Source organism: Stenotrophomonas lacuserhaii, from assembly GCF_014836545.1.
Taxonomy (GTDB): Bacteria; Pseudomonadota; Gammaproteobacteria; order Xanthomonadales; family Xanthomonadaceae; genus Stenotrophomonas; species Stenotrophomonas lacuserhaii.
The window spans coordinates 278,566-288,092 of the sequence record NZ_JACSQS010000003.1 but is presented as its reverse complement, the minus strand read 5'-3'; the positions used below and the strand labels follow the sequence as shown (position 1 = coordinate 288,092).

Sequence of the window (9,527 nt, the reverse complement as noted above, 5' to 3'; positions counted from 1 at the left end):
CCCCCCCCCCCCCCCCCCCCCCCCCCCCCCCCGGCCCGCCCAGATGCGGCTTCAAACAACAGCCACCCGCGAGGGGGTCTCACCCGTTCGACCCGCTCATTTACAATGAGCGCCATGAATACCCCCCAGGATTCCAGCCTCGGTCGCGAGGTCAGTTACCCCTCGCAGTACGACCCCGGCCTGCTGTTCCCCATTCCCCGCGCCGCCGCGCGGGCCGAGATCGGGCTGGACGACAACGCCCTGCCGTTCGTCGGCCATGACCGCTGGCATGCTTTTGAACTGGGCTGGCTGGACAACCGCGGCAAGCCCTGCGTCGCCGTGGCGACCGTGCAGGTTCCCTGCACCTCGCCGAACCTGGTGGAATCGAAGTCCTTCAAGCTGTATCTCAATTCGCTCAACAGCGCTCGCTTCGCCGATGCCGAGACCCTGCGCACGACCATCGCCAGCGATCTCTCCGCCTGCGCAGGCGCTACGGTGCAGGTGACGTTCGGGCTGCCCGCCCTGCGTGATACCCCGCTTGGCGAATCGATCGACGGGCTGGATGTGGACATCGACTGCTATGGCCCGCCGCGGGCGGACTATCTTTCGGCTGACCCCTCGGAGATCGTCGAAGAGATTCTGGTGTCGGCGCTGCTGAAATCCAATTGCCCGGTCACCGGCCAGCCCGACTGGGCCACGGTCAGCGTGCGCTACCGTGGCGCACGCATCGATCGCGCCGGCCTGCTGCGCTACCTGGTCAGTTACCGCGAACACGCGGAGTTCCACGAACAGTGCGTCGAACGTATCTTCAATGAGGTCAGCCAGCGCTGTGCGCCGGACGTGCTGGAAGTAGAGGCGCGGTACACCCGCCGCGGCGGGCTGGACATCAATCCGTGGCGCGCCAGCCCGGGAATCGTTGCACCTGCAAGCATGGACCGTGAACTGCGGCAGTAAACCCGGCTTCGGCTTCACACGAAAACCATCCCCATTTAACAACCTGTGTGAGAACGTGCCTGCCACGTAGTCATGCAGATGGGAGTGTGTGGATGAGTACCGAGAAGAAAGCCGATTTCTCCGGTGTCACCGGCAGCGTCGACAGCACCGCCCAGCAGGTTCCCAAGGCCGATTTTTCCGGGGTGTCCGCCTCGGTGGACAGCACCGCGGAAGTGGTCGATGCGACCTACACGGTGGAGAAGGGTGACACGCTGTCGAAGATCGCCAAGCAGCACCTGGGCGACGCAAACGCCTGGCAGAAAATATTCGATGCCAACCGTGACCAGCTTGATGATCCCGACCGCATCCAGCCTGGCCAGGTGCTGAAGCTCCCGACCAGGTAATCCCCGCGGCATCACCCGCACACGCGTTCCGTTGTTGTAACCCTTGGAGGAAACCCGATGATCCATACCAATACGCTTCGCAATGGGCTGCTCGTTGCACTGCTCGGCAGCGTGGCGCTGGTCGGCTGCAAGAAGGACGAACCCGCCGTCGATACCACTGCCACCCCGGCTGCCGATACCGCGCCGGCTGCTGCCCCCGCCCCGATGACGGGCGCACCGCCGCCGATGGCCGAAGCCGCCTCGGTCAACGTTGCGTCGGTAACCGTCGGCAAGAGCGCAGCGGCAGACAAATCAGTCGCCACCACCGCGATGTTCGCGCCCAAGGACGAGATCATCGTCTCGGTTCGCACCGACGGCGCGGCGAACAATGCAAACGTGGGCGCGAAGCTGACGTTCCAGGATGGCCAGGTCGCCGGCGAGCAGAGCGCGACGCTCAACACCTCCGGTGCCGAGACCACCAACATCACGTTCAAGAATGCCAATGGCTGGCCGGCGGGCAAGTACCGTGCGGAAGTCATGGTAGATGGCAAGGCGGCCGGAACGCCGCAGGAGTTCGAGGTCAAGTAAGTCCACGCGCTACCGACTCTCTCCCGGTAGTGGACTCACGATGGACGCAGCCGCGAGGCTGCGTCTTTTTTTTGTGGCGTCCAGACGCCACCGCCCAGCGCGACCCCTTGCTCAGTACGCAATCGTATGGGCCGCCTTTGCTCCTCGCCGGCTAAAGCGTGACAATGCAGGGGTTTTCCTGCGGCACAGCCGGGACGGTGCGTGGCAGGGAATGGGGCCGTGCGCTGTGCGCGCCCGGCTGATACGGCCGCACCCGTCCAGCGCTGGCGCTGGATGTTCCCCCGATCGCTCAAAGAGTCCTAGTCCTCCATGTCGAATACGCCCAAGATCCTCTACACGCTGACCGATGAAGCGCCGTTCCTGGCCACCCAGTCGCTGCTGCCGGTCGTCAGTGCATTCACCGCCACCGCCGGTATCGCGGTGGAAACGCGCGACATCTCGCTGTCCGGCCGCATCCTGTCGCTGTTCCCGGAGCGCCTGAAGGACGAACAGAAGGTCAACGATGACCTGGCCGAGCTGGGCCAACTGGCGACTACCCCGGAAGCCAACATCATCAAGCTGCCGAACATTTCGGCGTCGGTGCCGCAGCTGAAGGCGGCCATCACCGAACTGCAGCAGCAGGGCTACGCGTTGCCGGATTATCCGGAAAACCCGGCCGACGACGAGCAGCGCGACATCAAGGCGCGCTACGACAAGGTCAAGGGCAGCGCGGTGAATCCAGTGCTGCGCGAAGGCAACTCGGACCGTCGCGCGCCGCTGTCGGTGAAGAACTACGCACGCAAGCACCCGCACCGCATGGGTGCCTGGGCGAAGGACTCCACCTCGCACGTCGCGCACATGGCGTCCGGCGATTTCTATGGCAGCGAGAAGTCGACGACGATCGGCAGCGCCGGCAGCCTGAAGATCACCCTGCACCGTGCCGATGGCACGGACGTGGTGCTGAAGGAAAAGACCGCGGTCAAGGCCGGTGAGATCGTCGATGCAGCGGTGATGAGCCGCAAGGCGTTGGCGGCGTTCATCGCCGAGCAGATCGAAGATGCCAAGGCGAAGAACGTGCTGTTCTCCCTGCACCTGAAGGCGACCATGATGAAGGTCTCCGACCCGATCATGTTCGGCGTGGCCGTCAATGAGTTCTACAAGGACGTGCTGGCAAAGCACGCGGACGTGCTGAAGCAGGCCGGCTTCGATGCCAACAATGGCATCGGCGACCTCGCCGCGCGCCTGCCGTCGCTGCCTGAAGCCACCCGTGCGGCCATCGAGGCCGACCTGAAGGCCGAGTACGCACATCGCCCGGGCGTGGCCATGGTGAACTCGGACAAGGGCATCACCAACCTGCACGTGCCGAGCGATGTGATCGTCGACGCCTCGATGCCGGCGATGATCCGCGACTCCGGCAAGATGTGGAATGCCGAAGGCAAGCTGCAGGACACCAAGGCGGTCATTCCGGACCGCTGCTACGCCGGTGTCTACCAGGCGGTGATCGACGATTGCCGCACGCACGGCGCCTTCGATCCGGCCAGGATGGGCTCGGTGCCGAACGTCGGCCTGATGGCGCAGAAGGCCGAAGAATACGGCTCGCACGACAAGACCTTCCAGATTGCTGCCGATGGCGTGGTCAAGGTCACCGACGAAGCCGGCAAGGTGGTGTTCGAGCACGCCGTGGAAGCCGGTGACATCTGGCGCATGTGCCAGACCAAGGACGCCCCGATCCAGGACTGGGTGAAGCTGGCGGTGGAGCGCGCGCGTCTGAGCAGCACCCCGGCCGTGTTCTGGCTGGATGCCGGGCGCGCGCACGACGCGCAGGTCATCAGCAAGGTTGAGACCTACCTGAAGGACCACGACACCAATGGCCTGGACATCCGCATCCTGCCGCCGGTGGAAGCCACCGCGTTCTCGCTGGATCGCATCCGCAAGGGCGAGGACACCATCTCGGTGACCGGCAACGTGCTGCGCGATTACCTGACCGACCTGTTCCCGATCATGGAGCTGGGCACCAGCGCCAAGATGCTCTCCATCGTGCCGCTGATGGCCGGTGGCGGCCTGTTCGAGACCGGTGCCGGTGGTTCGGCCCCCAAGCACGTGCAGCAGTTCGTCGAAGAGGACTACCTGCGCTGGGATTCGCTGGGTGAGTTCCTCGCCCTGGCTGCGTCGCTGGAACACCTGGGCAACCGCTACGACAACGCCGCCGCGCGCGTGCTGGCCAAGGCGCTGGACGTGGCCAACGGCGAGTTCCTGGACAACGACAAGTCGCCCTCGCGCAAGCTGGGTGGCATCGACAACCGTGGCAGCCACTTCTACCTGACCCTGTACTGGGCGCAGGCGCTGGCCGCACAGGACGACGATGCCGCACTGAAGGCCCGCTTCGCCCCGTTGGCCAAGGCGCTCACCGACAACGAAGCGAAGATCGTCGAAGAACTGGTGGCGGTGCAGGGCAAGGCCGTGGACATCGGCGGTTACTACCGCCCTGACCTGGCCAAGGTGGCCGCCGCAATGCGTCCCAGCGCCACGCTGAACACCGCGCTGGAACTGATCGCGGGCTGATCATCGCCGCACGGTGTAGACCGGGGGCCCACGCATTGCGTGGGCCTTTCGCGTTTGCGGCTCGTGGCCGGTGGCCTGCGGGCGCTGCCAGCCAGCGGCCAAGGCTGGGCAACGGGCGCGCCGGCATCGTAAGGTGGATGCGATTCCGGCCGTGAGCCTGCCATGTCCCCCATCGACATCGATCCCGTGCTGGCCGAACGGATGGCGCTTGCCATCCGGGATGGTTTCGAGGACTACCATGCCCGCTTCGCGGCGATCACCGCCCGCGCGCAGGGGCGGTTCGAGCGGAGACAGTGGGAGGCCGCGCAGCGCGATGCGGTCGAGCGCATCGGCCTGTACGACCAATGCATCGCCGCGTGCATGCACGACCTGCGCCGGCTGGCCGGTGAGGCCGTCGGCGAGCGTGCCTGCTGGTTGCAGGTGCACGCGCGTTACAGCGTGCTGTTGCGCGGGCTGATCGACGCCGAGTTGTACAAGACGTTCTACAACACGTTGGCGCGGCGCCTGTTCGGCACCCGTGGGGTGGATGTGCAGGTGGAGTTCCTCGCCTTCGATGTCGAGCCCTCCGATGCGATCACCCATCCGGTGGCGCGGCATGCATACGCGGTGTCGGCCACGCGCCCTGCCGATGCGCTGATGCGCGTGCTGGGTGACTACCGCTTCGACATCCCCTATGCGCATCAACTGCGCTGCGCGGCCGCCATCGCGGTCCGCTTGCAGGATGACCTGGCGCACTGGGGAGCTCATGCGGTCCGCGGCATCGAGCTGCTGGACACCGTGTTCTACCGCGAGCGGCGCGCCTATCTGGTGGGGCGCGTGTTCGGGGAGCACCGCTTTTCGCCCTGTGTGATCGTGCTGGTGAACGATGGCCAGGGCCTGCGCGCCGATGCAGTGCTGACCCGGCGGCGCGACGTGGCGCATCTGTTCGGCGTGTCGCGCAGTTATTTCCAGGCCAACCTGGCTACGGTCGGTGATGCGGTGGTGTTCCTGCGCAGCCTGCTGCCGGGCAAGCCGGTCGATGAGATCTATACCGTGCTCGGGCGGGCCAAGCAGGGCAAGACCGAGCGCTACCGCGCCTTCTTCGGACACTTCCTGGAACACCCGCAGGAGCAGCTGGTGCACGCCGAGGGCACCCCGGGCATGGTCATGGCGGTGTTCACCCTGCCCAGCTACCCGCTGGTGTTCAAGCTGATACGCGATCGCTTCGCCTGGCCGAAGGCGATGTCGCGCCAGCAGGTGGAAGACAAGTACGCGCTGGTGTTCAACCTGGACCGGGTGGGGCGCCTGCTGGACGCACAGCCCTATCGGCACCTGCGTTTCCCGGCCACGCGTTTCGCCCCGGCGCTGCTGCAGGAACTGCTGCAACACTGTGCGCAGGGCGTGCGGCTGGACGGCGAAGAGGTGGAGATCGCGCTGTGCTACGTGCAGCGGCGCTTCCGTCCCTTGAACCTGTACCTGCGCGAGCAGGGGCCCGAGGGGATACGCGCGGCGGTGCTGGACTACGCACAGGCGATCACCGACATGGCCCGCAACAACATCTTTCCCGGTGACATGCTGCCGAAGAATTTCGGTGTCTCACGGCATGGCCGCGCCGTGTTCTACGACTACGACGAACTGTGCCTGGTCACCGAGTGCGTGTTCCGCGACTGGCCTGCCCCGCGCAATGCCGATGAGGCCTTGGCCGACGAGCCGTGGTTCCACGTCGGGCCGCGTGATGTGTTCCCCGAGCGCTTCGGCCCGTTCATGGGGCTTCCCGCTGCGGAACTGGCGGCGGTTCGTGAGCACTTCGGGCATCTGTTCCAGCCAGCGTGGTGGCGCGCGCTGCAGGATCAACTCACTGCGGGGGCGCCCCCCGACACGCCGCCATATTCGCGTGAGCACCGGCTGGCATGAGCCAACCATGGGCGATGGTCTGCCGCAAAACCGAAAGCCAGCCTCCTGCCACGCCGGTATCGTGCGGTCTGATTCCCTGCTGAGCATGACAACCATGTGCCACATCCCAGCCGCTGCTCCCATCACCGCGCCGTACCCTCCTGTTCTGCCTGATGCCTTTCCCCTCGTCCAGGACCGCGGGCCACGGGTGAGAATGATCGGCAATGGCTGGATGCCGGAGGTGCTGCCGACAGCGCGCCCACTGCAACCACACGGTGCCGCCGACAGCGGATGGCCGGTGGATCCGCTGTTGGCCCATCTGGCTGAGTATCAGCACGCGATCCGCCAGTTTCAGCAGGAGCGTGCGGCATTCCTGAATCGCACGACGCTGCATCCGTCGCAGGGCTCCGGTGACCCGCTGCGGGACCACATCAGCGCCCTTGCCTAACGGTCAAGAGCGTGATGTCCAAGCCAAAGGCCGCTCTCCGGGATGGGTCACCGGGGCACTCTTTGCTACCCTGTCGCTACATCGACACGGAGCAGTCATCATGCGTACTTCGCTTTTCCTTGGAGTGGTTCTGGCACTGGGCGCCGGTGGCGCGCTGGTTTCCGTGGACGCCAGCGCGCAGAACGCGCGCGCGGCCCGTGCGCAGACCGAAGGCAGCATGGTCCTGAGCGGCAGCATCGACATTGCGCCGGACGGCTCGGTCGAAGGCTTCACGCTCAAGAATGAAGACAGGATCGAGCCCTACATCCAGGATTTCCTGAAGCAGAATGTCGCCAGGTGGCGGTTCGAGCCGGTGCTGCGCGAGGGCAGGGCGGTTGCAGCGAAGACGCCGGTGAACCTGCGCCTGGTAGCCCGGCGAGCGTCCGGTGATGGAATGGACGTCGTGCTGAGCAGCGCCAATTTCCGTAATTTCGATCCCAAAGCGACCGACGCGGTGGCCATCGACCGCATGCCGCCGCCCTCCTTCCCGCGTGAACTGATGGAGATGGGCGGTGCGGGCGAAGTCCAGCTGTTGCTGCGGGTGGCGCGCGACGGCACGGTCGACGATGTGATCGCCGAACAGGTCAACGCCTACGTGGCCGGGTCGGCGCGCGCGATGCAGCGGATGCGTGACGTGATGGCGCGCAGTGCGGTCAGCGCTGCGCGGAAGTGGGCCTTCATCGCGCCGTCTACCGGCGCCAGTGTCGACGATCCGTTCTGGACGGTACGCGTGCCGGTGCGTTTCTTCTACGGTGGCAACGGCGACCGCTACGGCAAATGGCAGGTCTACATTCCGGGACCGAAGCAAAGCGCGCCCTGGAAGGTGAACGATGTTGCCGCCGATGATGCCCCCGATATGTTGCCCGACGGCGGGGTCTACATGGTCGGGGTCGACAACGGCCCGAAGCTGCTGACGCCGCTCCAGGGCTGATGGCGGCGGTAGCGCCGAGCCATGCTCGGCGGCTCTGCGTTCCGGCAACGCGCGGTCTCGTGCAGGCCGCGCGCTGCGCTCGCCGAGCATCGCGCGGCGTCACCGGGTCACCGGGTCAGCGGTAGGGGTAGGTGACGCTGCGGTTGCGGCCCTGTTCCTTGGCCATGTACAGCGCTTTGTCGGCCATGCGCAGGGCCTGTTCGGCATCGGCATCGAAGGTCGGGTAATGCGCCACGCCGACCGATACGCTGACGTGACCGACCGGGTCCAGCACCTGGTCCGCGATCCGCTGCCGCAGCCGCTCGGCGATCAGCAGGGCATCGTCGGCATCGGTGGTGGGCAGCAGCATCAGGAACTCTTCGCCGCCGTTGCGGCACAGCACGTCCCCATCGCGTGAGTAGCGGCGCATCTGCTCGGCGATGTGGCTGATGACCTGATCGCCGACCGCATGGCCATGCTGGTCGTTGATGATCTTGAAACGGTCGATGTCCAACGCCAGGATCGCGAAGGACTGCCCCTGCGCCTTCCAGGTTTCCAGCGCCTGCTGCAGCCCACGGCGGTTGAGCAGGCCGGTCAGGGGATCGGTGCGGCTGGCCCGGTTGAGGGTACCGATGCGGTCCTGCAGCGCCGTGAAGCTGTACAGCACGGCCTGCTTCAGTTGCGCCACTTCGAAGTACCACGCGCGGATGCCGCCGACATCGGAGATGGCCCGGCCGGTGTCGCCCTCCTGCACGTTGCGCGCCAGCTGCCACAGCGGCAGCGAGATACGGCGCGCGAACCACCAGGTCACCAGCAGCGACAGTACTCCGAGCGGGATCGCGCGCCAGATGATCGATGACATCACCTGTGACAAGGGCTGCAGGGTGGCCGCCGTCGGGCGCTGGGCTACCACGCCCCATCCGGTGGCGGGCACCGGCGCGTACCCGGCAAGCATGGAGACGCCACGGCTGTTGTTGACCTGCGCCGAACCGCGTTGCCCACGTGAGACCGCATCGATCACCCGGTTGCCCGGCGCATACCCGCCGACCCGTTCGGGGTCAACGTGGTACAGCAGGCGGCCATTGCGATCGACCACGTACAGGTAGGACCCGTCGCGGTAGTAGTGCGTGCCCAGCAGACTCTGCAGGATGCTGCGCTGGCGCAGGTAGATGGTCCCGCTGACGTAGCCGCGGTAGCGGCCCTGCACGTCGAACACTGGATGCGACATGGCGACCAGCAGCCTGCCGGTGGCCGAGTCGTAGGGATCGCTGACCATGGGCTGGCGGCGCTCCAGTGCGATGCGGTTGCCTTCGCTGCGCAGGGTATCGCCCTTCAGGTGCAACGTCTGTGGCGAGGTGGCCAGGACCAGCCCGGTGTGGTCGACGATCAGTATCGAGTTGAAGCTGTTGGTCTGCAGTTGCAGGCGCGTGGCTTCGTCCTGCGCACGGCGGTCCTGCATGCCTTCCCGGCCCAGCAGCATCGCGGTATAGGCGAGCTGCTGCTGCGAGGACAGCACGAAGTTCTGGGTGGTTTCGGCCAGCTTGTTGGCGTACACCCGGTTCGCTTCCAGGGTGCTGCTGACCAGTTGGTCACGTTGCACGCGGTAGCTGGCCAGCAGGGTGTTGGCCAGTGCCACCACGGTGCTGAGCAGGGCCAGGGCAAGGATCAGCGAACCCAGGTTGAGGCGTTTGGAAAGCGAGCGCATGCGGGCAGGTCAGCCAGTTCTGATGCTGGCCCGACCGGTCTTGTCCGGAGGGTACGCCAGCGCGGGACGGCGCCCGCACGCAGCAGCCTGCGCACGGTTCGGTGGGGACTGCGCGGGCATTATCGCTGA

The 9,527-nt window shown here is 66.1% G+C and carries 8 protein-coding genes; 7 read left to right on the top strand and 1 reads right to left on the bottom strand.

Translation table 11 applies throughout. The features are described 5' to 3' along the window. Positions 1-114 precede the first annotated feature (114 nt). The 7 genes from queF to H9654_RS05455 all read left to right on the top strand — a co-directional run bounded on the left by queF (position 115) and on the right by H9654_RS05455 (position 7,714). Positions 115-933 (top strand): NADPH-dependent 7-cyano-7-deazaguanine reductase QueF, encoded by an 819-nt coding sequence (queF, locus tag H9654_RS05485; RefSeq protein WP_191769630.1) that lies wholly within the window; start codon positions 115-117, stop codon positions 931-933. A gap of 92 nt (positions 934-1,025) precedes the next feature. Beyond that, positions 1,026-1,316, top strand: coding sequence for a LysM peptidoglycan-binding domain-containing protein (locus H9654_RS05480; protein ID WP_191769628.1), 291 nt, complete (start codon positions 1,026-1,028; stop codon positions 1,314-1,316). Positions 1,317-1,373: 57 nt separating this feature from the next. Beyond that, on the top strand, positions 1,374-1,883 hold the full coding sequence (locus H9654_RS05475; RefSeq protein ID WP_042615110.1) for a hypothetical protein: 510 nt from the start codon (positions 1,374-1,376) through the stop codon (positions 1,881-1,883). Between the two features lie 309 nt (positions 1,884-2,192). After that, positions 2,193-4,424 (top strand): NADP-dependent isocitrate dehydrogenase, encoded by a 2,232-nt coding sequence (locus H9654_RS05470; protein WP_191769627.1) that lies wholly within the window; start codon positions 2,193-2,195, stop codon positions 4,422-4,424. 162 nt (positions 4,425-4,586) lie between these two features. After that, positions 4,587-6,317 carry a bifunctional isocitrate dehydrogenase kinase/phosphatase gene (gene aceK / locus H9654_RS05465; RefSeq protein WP_191769625.1) on the top strand — a complete coding sequence of 577 codons (1,731 nt, stop codon included), beginning with the start codon at positions 4,587-4,589 and terminating at the stop codon, positions 6,315-6,317. Between the two features lie 7 nt (positions 6,318-6,324). Further along, entirely contained in the window at positions 6,325-6,744 is a 420-nt protein-coding gene (locus H9654_RS05460; protein WP_191769623.1) for a hypothetical protein, read from the top strand. Between the two features lie 163 nt (positions 6,745-6,907). Further along, the gene (locus H9654_RS05455) at positions 6,908-7,714 is read left to right on the top strand and encodes an energy transducer TonB (protein WP_225211885.1); all 807 of its coding nucleotides are present in this window, start codon (positions 6,908-6,910) and stop codon (positions 7,712-7,714) included. A gap of 115 nt (positions 7,715-7,829) precedes the next feature. Here H9654_RS05455 and H9654_RS05450 read toward each other — a convergent pair whose 3' ends face one another. Continuing rightward, complete coding sequence (locus H9654_RS05450) at positions 7,830-9,398, bottom strand: sensor domain-containing diguanylate cyclase (RefSeq protein WP_191769621.1); 1,569 nt, start codon at positions 9,396-9,398, stop codon at positions 7,830-7,832. Positions 9,399-9,527 lie beyond the last annotated feature (129 nt).